This is a genomic window from Paraburkholderia sacchari (assembly GCF_000785435.2).
Classification (GTDB): domain Bacteria; phylum Pseudomonadota; class Gammaproteobacteria; order Burkholderiales; family Burkholderiaceae; genus Paraburkholderia; species Paraburkholderia sacchari.
The window spans coordinates 301,521-319,576 of the sequence record NZ_JTDB02000001.1 but is presented as its reverse complement, the minus strand read 5'-3'; the positions used below and the strand labels follow the sequence as shown (position 1 = coordinate 319,576).

General features: G+C 64.3%; 19 protein-coding genes. 14 read left to right on the top strand and 5 right to left on the bottom strand.

Going from position 1 to position 18,056, the window contains the following annotated elements; genetic code table 11:
- Window positions 1-30 precede the first annotated feature (30 nt).
- Window positions 31-351, top strand: a complete 321-nt coding sequence (locus NH14_RS01410; RefSeq protein ID WP_152617165.1) for a hypothetical protein — start codon at window positions 31-33, stop codon at window positions 349-351.
- On the opposite strand, the gene NH14_RS01405 is transcribed toward NH14_RS01410, so the two are convergent.
- Complete coding sequence (locus NH14_RS01405) at window positions 286-1,449, bottom strand: porin (protein WP_035527979.1); 1,164 nt, start codon at window positions 1,447-1,449, stop codon at window positions 286-288. The two genes, NH14_RS01410 and NH14_RS01405, sit on opposite strands and share 66 nt — an antisense overlap.
- A gap of 457 nt (window positions 1,450-1,906) precedes the next feature.
- On the opposite strand from NH14_RS01405, the gene mprF reads away from it, so the two are divergent.
- The 5 genes from mprF to NH14_RS01380 all read left to right on the top strand — a co-directional run bounded on the left by mprF (window position 1,907) and on the right by NH14_RS01380 (window position 8,223).
- Window positions 1,907-4,519, top strand: coding sequence for a bifunctional lysylphosphatidylglycerol flippase/synthetase MprF (gene mprF / locus NH14_RS01400; protein ID WP_035527981.1), 2,613 nt, complete (start codon window positions 1,907-1,909; stop codon window positions 4,517-4,519).
- A complete protein-coding gene (locus NH14_RS01395) occupies window positions 4,516-5,898 on the top strand; it encodes a virulence factor family protein (RefSeq protein WP_035527982.1) in 1,383 nt (460 codons plus the stop codon). Before mprF ends, NH14_RS01395 begins: the two co-directional genes overlap by 4 nt.
- The gene (locus tag NH14_RS01390; RefSeq protein WP_152617166.1) at window positions 5,868-6,176 is read left to right on the top strand and encodes a hypothetical protein; all 309 of its coding nucleotides are present in this window, start codon (window positions 5,868-5,870) and stop codon (window positions 6,174-6,176) included. Before NH14_RS01395 ends, NH14_RS01390 begins: the two co-directional genes overlap by 31 nt.
- 111 nt (window positions 6,177-6,287) lie before the next feature.
- Window positions 6,288-7,622 (top strand): oxalate/formate MFS antiporter, encoded by a 1,335-nt coding sequence (gene oxlT, locus NH14_RS01385; protein WP_035527985.1) that lies wholly within the window; start codon window positions 6,288-6,290, stop codon window positions 7,620-7,622.
- Window positions 7,623-7,938: 316 nt separating this feature from the next.
- A complete protein-coding gene (locus tag NH14_RS01380) occupies window positions 7,939-8,223 on the top strand; it encodes a HigA family addiction module antitoxin (protein WP_035527988.1) in 285 nt (94 codons plus the stop codon).
- 112 nt (window positions 8,224-8,335) lie between these two features.
- Here the strand turns inward: NH14_RS01380 and ahpF are convergent, their stop codons facing one another.
- The 3 genes from ahpF to NH14_RS01365 all read right to left on the bottom strand — a co-directional run bounded on the left by ahpF (window position 8,336) and on the right by NH14_RS01365 (window position 11,930).
- Window positions 8,336-9,937: an alkyl hydroperoxide reductase subunit F gene (gene ahpF, locus NH14_RS01375; protein WP_035527990.1), complete on the bottom strand. Its 1,602-nt coding sequence runs from the start codon at window positions 9,935-9,937 to the stop codon at window positions 8,336-8,338.
- Between the two features lie 183 nt (window positions 9,938-10,120).
- Window positions 10,121-10,684: an alkyl hydroperoxide reductase subunit C gene (ahpC, locus tag NH14_RS01370; protein WP_035527993.1), complete on the bottom strand. Its 564-nt coding sequence runs from the start codon at window positions 10,682-10,684 to the stop codon at window positions 10,121-10,123.
- 337 nt (window positions 10,685-11,021) lie between these two features.
- A complete protein-coding gene (locus NH14_RS01365) occupies window positions 11,022-11,930 on the bottom strand; it encodes a LysR family transcriptional regulator (protein ID WP_035527996.1) in 909 nt (302 codons plus the stop codon).
- 116 nt (window positions 11,931-12,046) lie between these two features.
- On the opposite strand from NH14_RS01365, the gene NH14_RS01360 reads away from it, so the two are divergent.
- The 7 genes from NH14_RS01360 (at window position 12,047) to NH14_RS01335 (ending at window position 16,183) form a co-directional block, all read left to right on the top strand.
- A complete protein-coding gene (locus tag NH14_RS01360; protein WP_035527998.1) occupies window positions 12,047-12,772 on the top strand; it encodes a pirin family protein in 726 nt (241 codons plus the stop codon).
- Window positions 12,773-12,868: 96 nt separating this feature from the next.
- Entirely contained in the window at window positions 12,869-13,282 is a 414-nt protein-coding gene (locus NH14_RS01355; protein WP_035528001.1) for a DoxX family protein, read from the top strand.
- Between the two features lie 93 nt (window positions 13,283-13,375).
- Entirely contained in the window at window positions 13,376-14,740 is a 1,365-nt protein-coding gene (locus NH14_RS01350; protein WP_035528004.1) for an aspartate aminotransferase family protein, read from the top strand.
- 176 nt (window positions 14,741-14,916) lie between these two features.
- The gene (locus NH14_RS01345) at window positions 14,917-15,156 is read left to right on the top strand and encodes a nucleotidyltransferase family protein (protein ID WP_331253397.1); all 240 of its coding nucleotides are present in this window, start codon (window positions 14,917-14,919) and stop codon (window positions 15,154-15,156) included.
- Window positions 15,153-15,413 carry a HepT-like ribonuclease domain-containing protein gene (locus NH14_RS01340; protein WP_035528010.1) on the top strand — a complete coding sequence of 87 codons (261 nt, stop codon included), beginning with the start codon at window positions 15,153-15,155 and terminating at the stop codon, window positions 15,411-15,413. Before NH14_RS01345 ends, NH14_RS01340 begins: the two co-directional genes overlap by 4 nt.
- A 185-nt stretch (window positions 15,414-15,598) precedes the next feature.
- Window positions 15,599-15,733, top strand: a complete 135-nt coding sequence (locus NH14_RS33815) for a hypothetical protein (RefSeq protein ID WP_269151802.1) — start codon at window positions 15,599-15,601, stop codon at window positions 15,731-15,733.
- Between the two features lie 36 nt (window positions 15,734-15,769).
- Window positions 15,770-16,183: a rubredoxin gene (locus tag NH14_RS01335; RefSeq protein WP_084225543.1), complete on the top strand. Its 414-nt coding sequence runs from the start codon at window positions 15,770-15,772 to the stop codon at window positions 16,181-16,183.
- Between the two features lie 17 nt (window positions 16,184-16,200).
- On the opposite strand, the gene NH14_RS01330 is transcribed toward NH14_RS01335, so the two are convergent.
- Window positions 16,201-17,043 carry a response regulator transcription factor gene (locus NH14_RS01330; RefSeq protein ID WP_035528013.1) on the bottom strand — a complete coding sequence of 281 codons (843 nt, stop codon included), beginning with the start codon at window positions 17,041-17,043 and terminating at the stop codon, window positions 16,201-16,203.
- 100 nt (window positions 17,044-17,143) lie between these two features.
- Between NH14_RS01330 and NH14_RS01325 the strand changes: the two genes are divergently transcribed.
- On the top strand, window positions 17,144-17,977 hold the full coding sequence (locus NH14_RS01325; RefSeq protein ID WP_035528016.1) for a carbon-nitrogen hydrolase family protein: 834 nt from the start codon (window positions 17,144-17,146) through the stop codon (window positions 17,975-17,977).
- Window positions 17,978-18,056 lie beyond the last annotated feature (79 nt).

Genomic DNA, 18,056 nt, shown 5'->3' with positions numbered 1-18,056 from the left:
CAAGATTGAATCATTGAATGACTCAATCATATGCTGCGGCGCGACAAAAATCAATATTTCGTATGTGATATATCAGATACAAATGGTGGTATTGTTGCGTTTCCGCAGCACATCTCTTCAAGGCATCAGATCGCCAAAATCGTTCCGCATGGAAAAAACGCCATCCTGACGGAAACCGGCGCGCGCGACAAGGGGCGCAATGACAGTCGGGAAGCGCTTTTTCGAAGCCAGAACACAAAAAGCAAAAAGGCCTGGCGCGCCAGGCCTTCATGGCATGCAAAAACCTCAGAACTTGTGCCGCAGCCCCAGGTTGAACATGGTCTGCGTCGCCGTGCCGTTATAGCCGTATGAACCAATCGACGCCTCGGCCGGCATCGAGCCGCCCAGGCCGTCGCCCTGGTCACCGCTCGCGTGCTGCCAGCCCGCGGTCATATAGATGTCGGTGCGCTTCGAAAGACTGTAATCCGCGCCGATCGACACCTGGTGGTAGTTCGCGTTCGTGTCGCCGTTGGCGTGCGTGTAGGCGTAGCCGAGGCCGAGCAGGAGCACCGGCGTCAGGTGATAGTTCACGAAGCCCTGGCCCGTGTTGTACTTCTCGGTGCTGCGAAACACCGAGCTGCCGTCCGGCGCGTATTGCGCGTTGCTGTAGCCAAGGCCGACGGTGAACTGGCCGAGCGAGTATTGTGCCGCCGCGCGCGCAATGGAGAGTGAGTGCGCACTCACATAACCGCTGTTGATGGAACTGTCGAAGGTGCCGTCCGAGGTGCTGCTCCATCCGGTGGTCCGGATGCCGCTGCCCGCCTGGCTATTGGCCGCGTAGAAGTAGCCGCCCGCGAGTGCGACCGGCCCGTTGTTGTACGCCACCGCCGCCGAATACGACTGCTCGGCCCCGGTGGAGCCGGCGATGCCGCCAAACGAATACATGGCGGCGGCCTGCAGGCCGTTCCAGACCGGCGTGGTGTATTTGACGGCGTTGTTGACGCGGAAGCTGTTGTCGTAGTTGTCGACGTCGCCGGGCGTCGCGAAGACCGAGCCCAGGTAATTGTCCTCGGTGATGCCTTGCACGAGGTCGATCACCGGGTCATATTGGCGTCCGAGCGTGAGCGAGCCGTACTGCGCCGCGGTCAGGCCCACATAGGCCTGGCGGCCGAACAGGCGGCCGCCCTGGCCCAAGGCGCCCGTCGACGGATTCAAGCCGCTCTCCAACTGGAAAATGGCCTTGAGGCCGCCGCCCAGATCCTCGGCGCCCTTCAGGCCCCAGCGCGAGCCCGACAGATTGCCGAAGCTGCTGTTGCCTAGCGCCCAGAGATTCTTGTTGCCGTTGGCGTGATTGACGTAGGTGATGGACGTGTCGAGTGTGCCGTACAGCGTGACGCTGGTCTGCGCATGCGCGCCGCCGGCGGCGCCGAGCGCGACGAACGAAAGCGAAGTCAGGACGAGTCGTTTCACGTCTTTCTCCCTGGCGCAGTCGAACTTCCGCAGTCAAACAGCAGGTGACCGAATCAGACTACCTCCACCGACCCGCGAAGTAAAAGAATTAAAAAGCGTGTCTCGAATTGGTCACAGCGGTTTCAGAAGAGATTCAATCCGGCCGTAAAACTTGTGTCGCGGAACGGTTCAATGCCGCGCTCCGCGCTCGCCGGATCATCCGGCCCTTTAAGGTTCCCCTCGATGTTTCTTCGGACACGTGGTCAACCACCAAGTCGCTCCGCGCGTTGTTTCTTTACCAGTCATTTACCAAACGATTACGTTTTGGCTCGCCGTAAAGGCCAGCCCCACGGCCCCTTGCGCTGTCTGCCGCGACAACGCCCAACCGCCGGAACCACCAACAATCACTATGCGATGCCGCCCCTACAGACGCCAACCACGGCGCCTGGGCGGCATCGGAGAATCGCCAGGCCAACCCATGCTTGATTCACCCCGTTCGCGCATTGCGCGCGCCGCCGCCGTGGCGCTGCGCCGCCGCGCCCGCGCGTTGCGCCTGCAGCGCTTCGTGGCGCCGGCCTTCGCTATCGGCATTTGTGCGCTGTTGCTGCTGGTGTTTCAGCACCTCTCGCAGTCCGTCGATTACCGCTCGGTCATTCGCCAGCTCTGGCGCCTGAGCCCGGCGCAATGGACCGGCGCGCTCGGCGCCACCGCCATCAGCTTCGTCGCGCTCGTGGGCCGCGACGCGGTCGGCCTGCGCTACCTCGGCACGCGCGTCTCGCGCGGCGCGCTGTGGGTGGGTGCCATCGCCGGATCGGCGCTCGGCAACGTTACGGGCTTCGGCGCGCTCACGGGCGGCGCGGTGCGCTGCCGCGTCTACGGCGGCTCGGGCGTCACGGCGGCGCAAGTCGGCCGCATGACGGTGCTCACGAGCGCCACGCTCGCGCTCGCCCTCGCGCTCATGAGCGCGCTCGGCATGGTGGCCGCCGCCGACACGCTCACGGGCCTGCTGCGCCTCTCGCCCGAGGCGCTGCGCTGGATCGGCGGCGTGGTGCTCGCGCTCGGCGCTGCGCTTATCGCGGCCTGCCCCCGCGAGGCGCGCGAAGTCGCGCCGCTCAAGCGCGCCTGGCTGCGCTTCACGGTGCCCGCGCGGCGCGACCTCGTCGCGCAGTTGTTGCTCGCGGCGCTCGACGTGGTCGGCGCGGGCCTCGCGCTGTGGTCGGTGATGCCGCACGCGCATATCGGCTTTGCCGACTTCCTCACTGTCTACAGCGTCGCCCTTCTGCTCGGCCTGATCGGCCACACGCCCGGCGGCATCGGCGTGTTCGAGGCGGCGATGGTGTTCGCGCTCGGCGAAAGCGTGCCGGGCTCCAAGGTGTTCGCTGCGCTGCTCGCCTATCGCGCGATCTATTTCGGCGCGCCGCTCGCGCTCTCGGCCGCGCTGCTTGCCGCGTTCGAAGGCCGCGCGCTCAAGAATCCGCTCAACACGGACTTCGCGAGGCGCGGCGTCCATGGCGTCTCGCAACTCGCTCCGCTGTTCCTCGCCATCGTTACCTTCGTGACCGGCAGCATGCTCGTGATCTCGGGCGCCACGCCCGCGTTCACCCAGCGCATAGAACTCCTGCAGAATTTCATCCCGCTCTGGGTGCTCGAAAGTTCGCAGTTGCTCGGCAGCCTGTTCGGCGTGCTGTTGCTGTTCGTCGCGCGCGGCCTGCTGCGCCGGCTCGACGCCGCCTGGTGGCTCGCCCTCATGCTCGCGGTGGCGAACCTCGCGCTCTCGCTCACCAAGGGCCTCGCGTTCGTCGAAGCCGGCGTGCTGTGCGTGCTGATCGCGCTGCTGCTCACCACGCGGCGCCGCTTCAATCGTCATTCGTCGCTGTTCGCCGAGCCCTTCACCCCGGCTTGGCTCGCCTCGGTGGGTTGCGTGATCGCGCTCGCCGTATGGGTGCTGTTCTTCGCCTTCCGCGATGTCGAATACACGCAGCATTTGTGGTGGCAATTCGCCTTCGACGAACGCGCACCGCGCGCGCTGCGCGCGACGCTTGGCGCGGGCGTGTTCGCGGCTGCGCTCGCATTGTGGCAACTGTTGCGTCCGGCCGCGGGCCGCTTTGTGATTCCCGCGAGCGAGGACCTGGCCGAAGCCGCGCGCATCGTGCGCGCGCAGGAACGCAGCGACGCAGGGCTCGCGCTCATGGGCGACAAGAGCTTCCTGTTCTCGAGCTCGCGCAACGCATTCCTCATGTACGCCAAGCGCGGACGCACGTGGGCCGCGCTGCACGACCCGGTGGGCCCGCGCGACGAATGGCCCGCGCTGATCCGCGAGTTCGTCTCGCTCGCGCACGCGCATGGCGGCCGTGCCGCGTTCTACCAGGTGCGCGCCGACGCGCTGCCGCTCTACCTCGATGCGGGCCTCACGCTGATGAAGCTCGGCGAAGAAGCACGCGTGATGCTCCAGGAGTTCGATCTCAAGGGTCCGCAGCGCGCGCATCTGCGCTATGCGCTCAAGCGCGGCGAACGCGACGGCTTCACATTCGAGCACATCGTTCCCGCGCGCATGAGCGACAGCCTGCCGGTGCTGCGCGCGATTTCCGACGCGTGGCTCGAAGAGCGCGACGTGCGCGAGAAAAGCTTCTCGGTAGCCGCCTTCGACGACGACTATCTCTCCGCGCAACACGTGCTGCTGGTGCGCCAGCACGGCGCGCCGCTCGCCTTCGTGACCTTCATGACGACCGACCTCAACACCGACGCGACGGTCGGCGTCATGCGCCATCTGCCGGGCGCGTCGCCTTATTCGATGGAGTATCTGTTCACGCAGCTCGCGCTGCATCTGAAGAGCGCCGGGTATCAATCGCTCTCGCTCGGCATGGCGCCGCTCGCCGGCATGGGGCCGACGCCGCTCGCATCTTCGTGGCACCGCCTCGCCGGGCTGATCTGGCGTTTCGGCGGCAAGTTCTACAACTTTCGGGGGCTGCGCGGCTTCAAGAACAAGTTCGCGCCTCGCTGGGAACCGCGTTATCTGGCTGCATCGGGCTCGATCAGCGTGTTCATCACCCTCGCGGATCTTTCGTTGCTGGCAGGAGGCTGGCGCTCATGAATTTTCGTACTTTCTCGCTGCCGCGCCTCGCGGGCGCCGCGGCGGGCGCCGCCGTGCTCGCGCTCTGCACCGTGCAGGCCCATGCAACCGAGGCAAGCGCGCATAGCGCCGTCACGCACGTCTCGGGCGGCCGATACGGCGATGTCGCCGTGACGAAGCCTGCGGGCGCAATGCGCGGCTTTGCGGTGCTGTTCTCTGCGGGCGAGCACTGGAGCGCCGCCGACCAGACGCGCGCCGACGCCCTCGCGCAACACGGCGCGCTGGTCGTGGGCGTGGATACGAGCCGCTACGCAAGCAATCTCGCGGCGGTGAAGAACGAGACCTGCCACAAGCTCTATAGCGACGCCGAAGCGCTCAGTCATCAACTCGAACGCCAGCAGGCATCGAACCAGTACTTCGCGCCGATCGCAATCGGCAGCGGCGAAGGCGCGCTCATCGCGCAACGCATGCTTTCGCAAGCACCGGCTAACACGATGGCCGGCGCGGTGTCGCTCGATCCCGCGGCGCAACTCGACGCACGCTTCGCGCCCTGCCCCGCCGACGCCACGCTGTCGCGCGGCACGGGTCTGCCGGGCTTCTTCGAGCAAGGCGTGACGACAGTTGCGAACGCAACAAAATCGCCCGCAGCGGCCGCAGCAAATCACACGGCGCCGCACGCATTTGCCGCGAACCTCGCCGACGCCGACAAGCTCGTCGCGCTTACCGCGCCGCATCTGCGCGTGCAGACGGAGAGCGAGGAAGACGTGTCGGATCTGCCGCTCGTCGAGCTGCCCGCCGCGCATCCGACCGATATGCTCGCGGTTGTGATTTCCGGCGACGGCGGCTGGCGCGATCTCGACAAAACCATCGCGGAAGCCCTGCAAAAACAGGGTATTTCGGTGATCGGCTGGGATGCGCTGCGCTACTTCTGGAGCGAGAAGACCCCCGCGCAAACGAGCCACGACCTCGCGCGCGTGCTCAACACCTATGCCGCGCGCTGGCACGCGAAGCACATCGCTCTGGTGGGCTATTCGTTCGGCGCGGACGTGATGCCGTTCGCCTACAACCGCCTGCCCGATGCGCTGCGTGCGAAGGTCTCCTACATGTCGCTGCTCGGCTTCGCGCCCGATGCCGATTTCCAGATCCGCGTGACGGGCTGGCTCGGCATGCCCGCGAGCGAGAAAGCGCTGCAAGTGCGCCCCGAACTCGCGAAGGTGCCGCCCGCGATCGTGCAATGCATCTATGGCGCCGATGAGAAAGACACGCTGTGCCCGGCGCTCGCGAACACCGGCATCGAGCTCGTGAAGACGAGCGGCAGCCATCACTTCGACGGCGACTACAACGCGCTCGCGGCGAAGATCATCGCCGGGTGGAAGAAGGAGATTGCGGCGCGTGGGTGAACTTGTCTGCAAGCCGCTGTTCGTCGGTGCAAAGGCCATTAAACCTTTCATCAATTTCAAAAATGAAAGGTTTAGAAAAAATTCTCCTTTCATTACAAAATACTTTCATCTATAACAGCATCACATGTCGCGATCTCCACTATCTCGCGCATGACTCAGCCCGCCAGGCCTTGTCCGGCGGGTTTTTTTTTGCTTTTTCGGCATCGATTCAAAGCTTTCAAAAAGCCTTCTCATCAATGTCGCTGATTGGTGGAAACACCGAGACTGCTTTCTCTTGACTCCTTTGATATATCACATATTGTGTAAACGACTGTCAGCTAAACGACAGGATTCAAGGGCCGCAACCCGATGTAAAAACGGCCCCGCGGAACATCAACAAGGAGACACTGATGGAGCAACGGCAAGGAGGGGCGTCGCGCTTTGCGTCGCCATGGGTTCAGCTCGTGTTCGGCGTGATCTGCATGGCGATGATCGCCAACATGCAGTACGGCTGGACGCTGTTCGTCAATCCGATCAACGAGAAGTACCACTGGGGGCGTGCTGCGATTCAGGTCGCGTTCACGATCTTCGTCGTCACCGAAACCTGGCTCGTGCCTGTCGAAGGCTGGCTCGTCGACAAATATGGCCCGCGCCCCGTGGTCGTGGGCGGCGGGCTGCTGTGCGCGATCGCATGGGTGCTCAACTCGTTCGCCTCTTCGCTGCCCCTGCTCTATGTCGCGGCGGCCGTGGGCGGGCTTGGCGCGGGGGCCGTGTATGGCACTTGCGTCGGCAATGCGCTCAAGTGGTTCCCCAATCGCCGGGGCCTCGCGGCCGGCATCACGGCGGCGGGCTTCGGCGCGGGATCGGCGGCCACGGTCGTGCCCATCGCCAACATGATCAAAAGCAGCGGCTATGAGGCTACGTTCCTCTGGTTCGGACTCGGTCAAGGCATCGTCGTGCTCGTGCTCGGCCTTGCGCTCGCGGCGCCCGCTTCGCACGGCGCAGCAGCCGCGACGCGCGCCATCGGAAAAGCCGCGAAGCACGCCGCACAAGGCGTGAGCGCCGTCTATAACGCGAGCCCGCGCGAGGTCATTGCCTCGCCCATCTTCTGGGTGATGTACGCGATGTTCGTGATGATGGCCGCCGGCGGCCTGATGGCGACCGCGCAGCTCGGCCCGATCGCGAAGGACTTCGGCCTGCACGACGCGCCGGTCTCGCTGCTCGGCCTCACGCTGCCCGCGCTCACCTTCGCGCTCACCATCGACCGCGTGCTCAACGGTCTTACGCGTCCGTTCTTCGGCTGGGTGTCGGACCGCATCGGCCGCGAGAACACGATGTTCGTCGCGTTCGCCGTGGAGGCAGTGGGCATCGTGCTGCTCTCGCGCTATGGGCACAGCCCGGTCGCCTTCGTCGTGCTCACGGGCATCGTGTTCTTCGCGTGGGGCGAGATCTACAGCCTCTTTCCCGCTACTTGCGGCGACACCTTCGGCCCGAAGTTCGCGGCAACCAACGCCGGCCTGCTCTACACCGCGAAGGGCACCGCTGCGCTGCTCGTGCCGTTCTCCAGCGTGATCACCGCGGCCACCGGAAGCTGGCACGCCGTGTTCATGCTCGCCTCGGGCATGGCGGCGGTCTCTGCGCTGCTGGCCGTGTTCGTGCTCAAGCCGCTGCGCAACGCGCATCGCCAGAAGCATGCGGAGCCGGCTGCCGGGTTTTCGTATCGCAACTCGCTCGTGCAGGAATAACTCGCTCGAGGCAAGGATCATTGCCGGGTGGAGAGGGAGAATGCGGCGCGGAGATGAGACACCGCGCTTTGTTAGCATCGCTTGAATTCAGGCAGATTCTGGACGACCATAACGCCACGCGTCATATGATGCGTGGCGTTACGCTTTGGCATGGCGATCCAAAACTTCGAAGACCGGGAAACTGCGCTCATATGGACTGGCGAGCGATCGAGGCGTCTGCCTGCGGAAATGCAGCAGATCACGCGCAGCAAGCTCCATGCAGCGCATGAGCCTACGACGTCGAAATCGTCGACTACCACTAACCGAGGCGCAGACTATGAAAAAACTCGCGAACGTTCATCCCGGCGTTGTCCCCCAGGAGGAGTTTCTGACGCCCATGGGAATGAGCCAGAATGCATTGGCCCGCGCCATGAGCGTTCCGCCGCGCCGCATCAACGAGATCGTGCATGGCGAGCGCAGCGTCACTGCCGACACCGCGCTGCGGTTGTCCTTCGTTTTTGGCACAACGCCGCAGTTCTGGATGAGCCTGCAAACGGACTACGATCTCGAAGAAGCCGCGAAGCACGTCAAACTCGCCGATCTGCAACGGCTGGCCGCCTGAGCAACCGTGTCCGCACGAGGACGGCTCAACGGCCAGGCGAAACAAAGCGCACGAAAAAACGCCGGCTAAAAGCCGGCGTTTCACCAAAAATCAACTTGCGTGGCTGCGGGACTCAAGCCACCACTGCCGCCGCGCCCGCCTCTTCTTCCTGCTCAACCGACGAGCGGATCAGATAGTCGAACGCACCGAGCGAAGCCTTCGCGCCTTCACCCACGGCGATCACGATCTGCTTGAACGGCACGGTCGTCGCATCGCCGGCTGCGAACACGCCCGGCACCGAAGTCTGGCCCTTCGCGTCCACTTCGATCTCGCCATGCTTCGAAAGCGCCACCGTGCCCTTGAGGAATTCTGTGTTCGGCACGAGGCCAATCTGCACGAACACGCCTTCGAGTTCGACGCGATGCTTCTCGCCCGAGGTGCGGTCGAGGTACGCAAGGCCCGTGACCTTCTGGCCGTCGCCCGAGATTTCCGTGGTCTGCGCATTCACGTGCACGGTGACGTTCGACAGGCTGCGCAGCTTGCGCTGCAACACTTCGTCCGCACGCAGTTGCGCGCCGAATTCGAGCAGCGTCACATGGCTCACGATGCCCGCGAGGTCGATAGCCGCCTCGACGCCCGAGTTGCCGCCGCCGATCACGGCCACGCGCTTGCCCTTGAACAGCGGGCCATCGCAGTGCGGGCAGTACGCCACGCCCTTGTTCTTGTACTCCTGCTCGCCCGGCACATCGACATTGCGCCAGCGCGCGCCCGTAGCGAGCACCACGCTCTTCGCGCGCAGCGTCGCGCCGCTCGCGGTGTGCACTTCGAAGCCGTTGCCCACGGCGGTGAGCGCTTCGGCGCGCTGCAGGTTCATGATGTCGACGTCGTAGGCGCGCACGTGCTGTTCGAGCGCCACGGCGAACTTCGGCCCATCGGTTTCCTGCACCGAGACGAAGTTCTCGATCGACATCGTGTCGAGCACCTGCCCGCCGAAGCGTTCGGCGAGCACGCCGGTGCGAATGCCCTTGCGCGCCGCGTAAATCGCAGCCGCCGCGCCAGCGGGGCCGCCGCCGACGATGAGCATGTCGAAAATTTCCTTCTGGTTGAGCTTCTCGGCGGCACGCGCCGAAGCGCCGGTGTCGAGCTTCGCGAGAATCTCCTCGACGCCCATGCGGCCCTGGCCGAACACTTCGCCGTTCAGGAAGATGGTCGGCACAGCCATGATCTTGCGCTGCTCGACTTCGTCCTGGAACAATGCGCCGTCGATCGTGACGATCTGCACGTTCGGGTTCAGCGCGGCCATTGCGTTGATCGACTGCACGACTTCAGGGCAGTTCTGGCACGACAGCGACATATAGACTTCGAACGAGAACACGCCGTCGAGCGCCTTCACCTGTTCGATGGTGTCGTTCTCGAGCTTGACCGGGTGGCCGCCCACCTGGAGCAGTGCCAGCACGAGCGACGTGAATTCATGGCCCATCGGAATGCCCGCGAACGTCACCTTGACGTCGGAGTTCGCGCGCTTGATCTCGAACGAAGGAGTACGCGCGTCGCCAATTGCGGCGCCACGGCGTTCTTCGTAGGCAATGCGATCCGAAAGCGATGCGATGTCCTGCAGCAGTTGCTGCAGTTCCTGCGACTTCTCGCCGTCATCCAGGTACGCAACGATCTCGATCGACTGCGTGACTTTTTCGAGGTAGTTTTTGAGTTGATCTTTGAGGTTGGCGTCGAGCATGGCGTTTTTTCCTGCTGGAGAAGAAGCGTTGGAATGCTAACTAATTCCTGGCGACAACAAAGCCTTTTGGGCCCTGCCGCAAGGGTTCCGGGCCGCAAGCCGCGAAGGGCGCGGCCCGGTTTTACAGCTCAGTGAATTTTTCAGCGTCATGCGGTCAGGGCGACCGCATTCGAACATCGACGCTTAGATCTTGCCGACGAGGTCGAGCGACGGCTTGAGCGTTTCAGCGCCCGGCGTCCACTTGGCGGGGCACACTTCGCCCGGGTGAGCCGCAACGTACTGGGCAGCCTGAACCTTGCGCAGCAGTTCCTTGGCGTCACGGCCAATGCCGTTGTCGTGGATTTCGCACAGCTTGATCTCGCCTTGCGGGTTGATCACGAACGTACCGCGCAGCGCCAGACCTTCTTCTTCGATCATCACGTCGAAGTTGCGCGTGAGCGCGCCCGTGGGGTCGCCGACGAGCGGGTACTTGATCTTGGCGATGGTTTCCGACGTGTCGTGCCATGCCTTGTGCGTGAAGTGCGTGTCGGTCGACACACCGTAGATTTCAACGCCCAGCTTCTGGAATTCCGCGTACTGGTCGGCCAGGTCGCCGAGTTCGGTCGGGCACACGAAAGTGAAGTCGGCCGGGTAGAACACGACCACGGACCACTTGCCCAGGAAGTTCTCTTCAGAGACCGGAACGAACTTGCCATTGTGGAATGCGGTGGCCTTGAACGGCTTGACTTGCGTGTTGATGAGAGACATCAGTTGTTTCCTCGCTCTGGGTTGGAAAGGGATAGACGTAGGTTACGGGAACCACGACCATTTGAAAAATTGATTACGTTGATCGCCGGAATAAACCGTGCCTATCGATCCTCATAGAAAACCCTTAAAGGGCCTCCAAAGTCCGCCAGCACGGCATTCCCCGCCCGCATCGAGGCAGCGTGAGCAACCCTCGGGGCGGTGAGCATACAACGAAATTGCGACATTCCACCTCATCCGCCCGATATTCCGGGCAGCGCCGCCGGGGCGGCAGGCTGTCAGATGCGGGCGCAACCGGCAAATCACAAGGGCGGCGCCCCGAATCTCCGTGGATTGCGCATCAAAGCGCTCCGCCACGCGCGGTTGCCGCGCGAGCCGCAAGACGTTCGCGCAGAAATTGCGTGAATGCGCGAATGGTCACGGAAGCTTCGCGGTGCTTCGGATACAGCGCGTGCAGCCCGTTAGGCGGCGGCATGAACGTTTCGAGCACCTCCACCAGCAACCCCGCATCAACCGATCCCGCCACGATGAAATCCGGCAGATAGCAGATGCCGAGGCCCGCCACGGCCGCGTCGCGAAGCACCTCGCCGTTGTTGGCGCGCAGCGGCCCGTGCACCTCGAAGGGCGTGCGCACCCCGTCGATCATGAAGTCCCACGACGCGCGCCCCTGCTGTCCGTAGGGCAGGCAGGCGTGCTGCGCGAGATCGGCGGGCGTTTGCAGCACGCGGTGCCGGCGCCGGTAGCCGGGGCTGCAGCAGGCGATCATGCGCACCTCGATGAGCTTCTGGGCGATCAGCGTGGAATCGGCGAGCCGCCCGATGCGCAGCGCCATGTCGAAGCCCTCGCCGATTACGTCGACGTTGCGGTCGCTCAGGTCCATGTCGAAATGCACATCCGGGTGCGCGCGCAGGAATTCGGCGACGAGCGGCGAGAGATGGGCCATGCCGAACGACATCGGCGCGCTTACCTTGAGCAAGCCGCGCGGCTCCGAGCGGCGTGCAGACATGGCCTGTTCGGTGTCGGCCACCTCGGCGAGGATGCGCTTCGCACGCTCGTGGAACTCCTGGCCGAGGTCCGTCGCGGCCAGCTTGCGCGTATTGCGCACCAGCAGGCGCGCGCCCAAGTCTGCTTCGAGCGCGGCCACGCGGCGGCTCACGAACTGCTTCGAAAGCCGCAGCCGGTTAGCCGCCGCCGTGAAACTGCCCGCCTCCACGGCGCTGACGAAGATGCGCATGTCGTCGAGTTGCATGGCAATTGTCCACCTTAATACGACAGTGCGTCGTATTTTACGACGCTCCGTACCGCTTTGGTTGACCTAAACTCTGTTCATCGCAACCGGATATCGGAACCAACGGAGAAACGAACATGATCGAACTTCGCAAGGCAGACCAACGCGGCCGCGGCGAACATGGCTGGCTCAGCTCGCGCCACACGTTTTCGTTCGCGAACTACTACGATCCGCAACAGATCGGCTTCTCGGACCTGCTCGTGATCAACGACGACCGCGTGGCCGCAGGGCGCGGCTTCGGCAAGCATCCGCACCGCGACATGGAAATCTTCTCGTACGTGCTGGAAGGCGGGCTCGAGCACAAGGATTCGATGGGCACAGGCTCGGTGATCGTCCCCGGCGACGTGCAGCTGATGAGCGCCGGCACGGGCGTCGCGCACAGCGAGTTCAACCACTCGGCCGAACAGCCGGTGCACTTCCTGCAGATCTGGATCGCACCGAACGTGAAGGGCGCACAGCCGCGCTATCAGCAGAAGAATATTGCCGACGCGGAAAAGCGTGGCAAGCTGCGCCTGATTCTCTCGCCGGACGGCGCCGCCGACTCGCTGGAACTGCGCCAGGACGCGCGTGTCTACGCGGGCCGCTTCGATGGCGCGGAAAGCGCGAAGATCGAGCTTGGCGCGGACCGCTACGCCTATGTGCACGTGGCGCGCGGCAGCGTGAAGGTCAACGGCGTGGAACTGGGCGAAGGCGACGGCGCGCGCATCCGCTCGGAGCGCGAGCTGACCTTCACCGATGGACACGATGCCGAAGTACTGGTGTTCGATCTGCGTAATATCGAGGTGTCGGAGCTCTGGTCGTAAGCAGTTCCGGCGCGGCCCGCAAACCCGCGGGCCGCGCTGCCGACGCCTGCAGCAAGGCAAACAAACCAACGTCTTTAATCTCTCGGGAGCACTGCCATGCGATACAACCTCTTTGGCCAGGGTAACGACCTCGCCCTGCTCGTCTCGCGCGTCCTGCTGACGTCGCTGTTCATCCTGTTCGGCTGGTCCAAGATCACCGGGTTTGCCGGCACCGTCGACTTCATGGCGCACGAAGGCGCGCCCGTGCCGATGCTCTCGGCCGTTATCGCCATCGTCATGGAACTCGTGGTGGGCATCCTCCTGCTCGTGGGCTTCTTTACGCGCCCGCTCGCCGTGCTGCTGGCGATCTATACCATCGCTACCGCGTTCATCGGCCATCACTTCTGGACTATGACCGGCATGGAGCAGATGGCGAACATGATCAACTTCTACAAGAACGTCAGCATCGCGGGCGGCCTGATCGCGCTCGCCGTGGCCGGGCCAGGCAAGTTCTCGATCGACCGGAAGTAACGCAGATAACGGAAGTAGCACGGGCGCGCCCGAATTTACTTCGGTGCGGGTGCATGCGAGGATCGGCGCGATTCGATCCTCGAGGAAGCCCCCATGCAAGACCGCCAAGGCGTGAACCGGGAGCGCGCGCAGCGCCTCCTGGCACGCGAGCGCGATGCCTTTGTCGCCGCGCGCCCGAAGTCGCAAGCCCTCTCCGTGCAAGCCGCGCAGCATCTGCTGTTCGGCGTGCCGCTGCACTGGATGAACGACTGGTCCACGCCGTTTTCGCTCTATGTGGATGCGGCGCGCGGCGCAACCTTCACCGACGTGGACGGCCACCGCTACATCGACTTCTGCCTCGGCGACACGGGCGCGATGTTCGGCCACGCCCCGCCCGCCGTCGCCCAGGCGCTCGCGCGCCAGGCGCAGCGCGGCTTCACGACCATGCTGCCAGGCGCTGATGCAGTAGCCGTGAGCGCGGCGCTCGCGCAGCGCTTCGGCTTGCCGTACTGGCAGTTCGCCATGACCGCGAGCGACGCCAACCGCTTCGCGCTGCGCTGGGCGCGCGCGGCCACCGGACGCAACGCGATCGTCGTGTTCAACGGCTGCTATCACGGCACCGTGGACGATGTCTTCGTCGATCTCGTCGATGGCCGGCCCACGCAGCGCGCAAGCCTGCTGGGCCAGGTGCACGACCTGCTGCCGCACACGCGCGTGGTGGAATTCAACGACCTCGATGCGCTCGAGCGCGCGCTCGCTGATGGCGAAGTGGCCTGCGTGCTCGCCGAGCCCGCTATGACCAACGTAGGCATGGTGCTGCCCGATGCTGGCTTCTGGCGCGACGCGCAAGCACTCATGAAGCGCCACGGCACGCTGCTGCTGATCGACGAAACGCACACCATCAGCAGCGGTCCGCGCGGCTATGCGCGCGAGCACGGCATCGAGCCCGATCTGTTCGTGCTGGGCAAGCCCGTGGGCGGGGGCGTGCCGTGCGCGGTGTATGGCTTTTCCGCCGAACTCGCCGCGCGTGCGCAAAAAGCGAAGCTCGACGCGCCGCCGGGCCACTCGGGCATCGGCACGACGCTCACGGCAAACGCGCTCTCGATGAGCGCCATGCGCGCGACGCTCGACGAAGTCATGACCGACGCGGCCTATGCGCGGATGTTCGCACTCGCCGAGCGCCTCGCGCAGGGCCTCACGGCCACGATCGCGCGCCATGCGCTGCCGTGGTGCGTGACGCGCGTGGGCGCGCGCAGCGAGTTCCAGTTCTGCGCCACGCCGCCGCGCAACGGCAGCGAGGCGCGCGCCGCGATGGACGACGAACTCGAGCAAGTCATCCATCTGTATCTGCTCAACCGGGGCGTGCTCATCACGCCGTTTCACAACATGATGCTCGTGTGCCCCGATACCGCCGAAGCCGATGTCGAGCGTCTGATCGGCGCGTTCGATGCGTGCCTCGAGGAGCTGTGCGGGCAGTGAGCGATGCCCGCTCCCGCTGGCGACCATAGGGATAAAGGACAAAAAGGCAAACGTGGATGGGCGCTATCATCGTCTGCTATATGCCCCCATATGCACCCGAATGACCTTCCCGGACTGGAGAACTCCATGAGACCCTCCGCGCCCTGAATGCACACCACGCCGAAATTCGCGAGATCGTGAAAGCCAACAAAGCGATGAACCCGCGTGTATTCGGTTCGGTAGCGCGTGGCGACGATGAGGACGGCAGCGATCTGGACATTCTGGTCGACCCGACACCGGAAACGTCGTTGCTCGACATCGGCATCATTCAGGATGCCTTGGTCCAACTGCTCGGCGTCGTAGTTGACGTGTTGACGCCCAAGGCATTGCCCGAATCCTTCCGGGCGGCCGTGATTGCCGAAGCGAAGCCCGTATGAGTCGCGACAAGCTCCGGTTGCCTGAGTATCTGCAACACATTCTCGACGCCATCGGTCGCATAGATCGGTACACCAAGGGCATGGACAAGCGAGCATTCGAGTCCGACGAATTGGTGCGGGACGCCGTTATCAGAAACATCGAAATCACCGGGATTGCTGCTCGTTTTGAGGACGCGGCCGTATGGCCTCGCCCCCTCCGCTCCCAACCCTCGCGAAATAATCCATCTCCGCACGCTTCGCAATATTCGGCGCATTAGCGGCGATAATCAGGGCCACCGTGCGGCTGCCCCCTTGGGGTGCGACCGGTGCGCGCGAATTGCGCGCAATCGTCCCCCCGGATGCGAAATCGTGCGAAACTTCCCGGCCGCGCCGATCCTGGCGCATCCAACGCAACAGCAACGCACCAGTAACGCACAAACGCATCACATCCGCACCGCACGCCATGAACTCGAACCGTCAATCCGTCCCCGCCACCGCAAACGCACCCGCGCGCAAATCCATCTCGCTTTTGCAGATGCTCGCGCTGATCGCCTTCGGCGGCATCGCGGCCTCGCTCGTGCTCCAGCACTTCGCCTGAGCACCGCGCCGGCCGCACGTTCTACCGATTTTGCTTATGTACAAGAAAGGCGTCGCCCTCGAAATCCAGTTCTCACCCGAACGCCTGAACGATGGCGCAGGCGATCCCTACTGGATCGACCTCACCGCCGCGGAAGCCACCGCGCTGCTCGAAACGCTGCAAGCAAAGCTGGCCGCGCGCGAAACCACTTCGGCGCCGCTCGTCGTGGCGCTCGACACGCCGCGCGAGCCCCACGCGGATGCCGCCATCGCAACTGCTGCACACGCCACTCAGTCCGATCAAGCCTTCAAGCAATGGGTCTGTGTGATCTGCGGCTGGGTGTACGACGAAGCAGCCGGCGCCCCCGACGACGGCCTCGCCCCCGGCACGCGCTGGGCCGACGTGCCCAACGACTGGCGCTGCCCGCTATGCGACGTGGGCAAGGAAGATTTCGCGCTGGTCGAGTTCTGACACGCGCGCCGCGCGCGTTACCCCACTTCACGCCCCATCGGCTCGTAGAACAGCGCAAATAGTTCAGACTGCGAACTAACGCCGAGCTTCGCGTAAATATGTTTTTTGTGCGCACGCACGGTTTCGAACGAGATGTCGAGCCGCTCGGCAATCGCGCGCGTCGAAAATCCCGAAAGGCTCTGGCGCACCACTTCGATCTCGCGCGCCGTGAGCGGCGTGCGGCCGCTTTGCTTCGCGACCGCCTCGAAGCGGCTCGCGTAGTCCATATCGCTTGCCGCTGCGGACTCGGAGCGCGGCGCGGCGCCGTCCGCGTCTGCGGCCTCGCGCATCGAGAGCGTCTCGTAAGGCAGCCGCTGCCGCATCAACGCCATCACCCACGGCGCGAACATCGCGAACATCGCAATATCGCGCTCGGTGTAATGGTGCGTTGCGCCCAGCGAGAAAATCAGCGTGCGCCGCGCGTCGAGCGGGTGATTGAACTGCACTTCGTCGCCGATGATGTTGCTCTTGAAATAGCGCTGGTAGTAGTCGGTCATGCGGAAGTTATCGGGCGCGACTTCGGCGAGCGTGACGAGCCCCGCGCGCGGCTTTTCGCATGCGTGGATATAGAACGGATCGAGCTGGTACATGCCCTCCAGATACGCGCGGAACAACAGATCCACGCTACCGTCGGGCATCGGCGATTCGGCGCAGACAAGCGGCGCGCGATCGCGCGTAAAGACGAGCGCGACCCAGTTGTCGAAAGCGACGAACCGCTCGATCACGCGTGTCATGCGAGTCCAGAAGTCGGGGCCGTCGAGGGCTTCGATCAGCGTCGCAATATGGTGGTGGAACGCGCGGTCTTGCCAGTCGAGATCCATGGTTCCTCCGGTCAGGGTAACCCTGCAGGGTAATTTCCGGGCAAAAATAACGTGGTGATAATAGCCGCTCATCGCGCTTACGCGGAGCCAGGAGACAGGCATGCAACTCGAACTCGCACAAATCCCCCTCGTTGACGGCGTTATCGCGCCCAATCTGGCGCGCACGCTCGACGCGATCGGCAAGCGCCGTGCGGGTACCGACCTGATGGTGTTCCCCGAAGCCACGCTCACCGGCTTTCCCACTCGCGAGAGCGTGCGCGACGTGGCCGAGACGCTCTCCGGCCCGTCGCTCACCGCCGTGCGCGACGCCGCGCGCAACGCCCGGGTGGCCGTGGCCGTGGGCCTTGCCGAGCGTGATGGCGAACGCTTCTACAACACCACCGTCCTGATCGACGAACTCGGCGAGATCGCGCTGCGTTACCGCAAGACCCACCTGTGGGCCACCGACGTAGGCGTCTTCACCCCCGGCGACCGCTTCGAGGTCTGCGAATTCAAGGGCATGACCGTTGGCCTGCTGATCTGCTACGACATCGAATTTCCGGAATCCGCGCGCGCGCTCGGCATGCTCGGCGCGGAAATGCTGATCGTCACCAACGGCAACATGAATCCGTTCGGCCCGGTGCATCGCCGCGCCATTGTCGCGCGCGCGATGGAGAACCAGGCGTTCGCGGCGCTCGTGAACCGCATCGGCGATGGCGACGACAACCTCACGTTTCCCGGCGAATCGGCGCTCATCAGCCCGTTCGGCGACGTGCTCGCCGAACTCAAAAGCGAAGACGCGGTGCTGCCCGTGACCGTGGATCGCGCGCTGCTCGCGCAAAGCCGCGAGCATTACAGCTATCTGCACGATGCGCGCGTCGCGCTGAATCTCGTCGATGAAAACGACGCGCAGGGCCACCGCTCGCTCAACATCCGCGCCCGCGCGAGCCGCTGAGCCAGCAGCGTAGTCGCATAGCCCCGGCGCGGGCTGCGCTCGCGCATCACACACAACCCACCAGCAAACGATAGAAGCC

Bases quoted from the DNA above. Each gene is read 5' to 3' on its own strand.
- ahpC (WP_035527993.1), bottom strand. From the start codon at position 10,684: ATGTCTCTCATCAACACGCAAGTCAAGCCGTTCAAGGCCACCGCATTC.
- NH14_RS01395 (WP_035527982.1), top strand. From the start codon at position 4,516: ATGAATTTTCGTACTTTCTCGCTGCCGCGCCTCGCGGGCGCCGCGGCG.
- NH14_RS01365 (WP_035527996.1), bottom strand. From the start codon at position 11,930: ATGCAACTCGACGACATGCGCATCTTCGTCAGCGCCGTGGAGGCGGGC.
- NH14_RS01335 (WP_084225543.1), top strand. From the start codon at position 15,770: ATGTACAAGAAAGGCGTCGCCCTCGAAATCCAGTTCTCACCCGAACGC.
- NH14_RS01380 (WP_035527988.1), top strand. From the start codon at position 7,939: ATGAAAAAACTCGCGAACGTTCATCCCGGCGTTGTCCCCCAGGAGGAG.
- NH14_RS01355 (WP_035528001.1), top strand. From the start codon at position 12,869: ATGCGATACAACCTCTTTGGCCAGGGTAACGACCTCGCCCTGCTCGTC.
- ahpF (WP_035527990.1), bottom strand. From the start codon at position 9,937: ATGCTCGACGCCAACCTCAAAGATCAACTCAAAAACTACCTCGAAAAA.
- NH14_RS01325 (WP_035528016.1), top strand. From the start codon at position 17,144: ATGCAACTCGAACTCGCACAAATCCCCCTCGTTGACGGCGTTATCGCG.
- NH14_RS01330 (WP_035528013.1), bottom strand. From the start codon at position 17,043: ATGGATCTCGACTGGCAAGACCGCGCGTTCCACCACCATATTGCGACG.
- mprF (WP_035527981.1), top strand. From the start codon at position 1,907: ATGCTTGATTCACCCCGTTCGCGCATTGCGCGCGCCGCCGCCGTGGCG.
- NH14_RS01340 (WP_035528010.1), top strand. From the start codon at position 15,153: ATGAGTCGCGACAAGCTCCGGTTGCCTGAGTATCTGCAACACATTCTC.
- NH14_RS01350 (WP_035528004.1), top strand. From the start codon at position 13,376: ATGCAAGACCGCCAAGGCGTGAACCGGGAGCGCGCGCAGCGCCTCCTG.
- NH14_RS33815 (WP_269151802.1), top strand. From the start codon at position 15,599: ATGAACTCGAACCGTCAATCCGTCCCCGCCACCGCAAACGCACCCGCG.
- oxlT (WP_035527985.1), top strand. From the start codon at position 6,288: ATGGAGCAACGGCAAGGAGGGGCGTCGCGCTTTGCGTCGCCATGGGTT.
- NH14_RS01360 (WP_035527998.1), top strand. From the start codon at position 12,047: ATGATCGAACTTCGCAAGGCAGACCAACGCGGCCGCGGCGAACATGGC.
- NH14_RS01410 (WP_152617165.1), top strand. From the start codon at position 31: ATGCTGCGGCGCGACAAAAATCAATATTTCGTATGTGATATATCAGAT.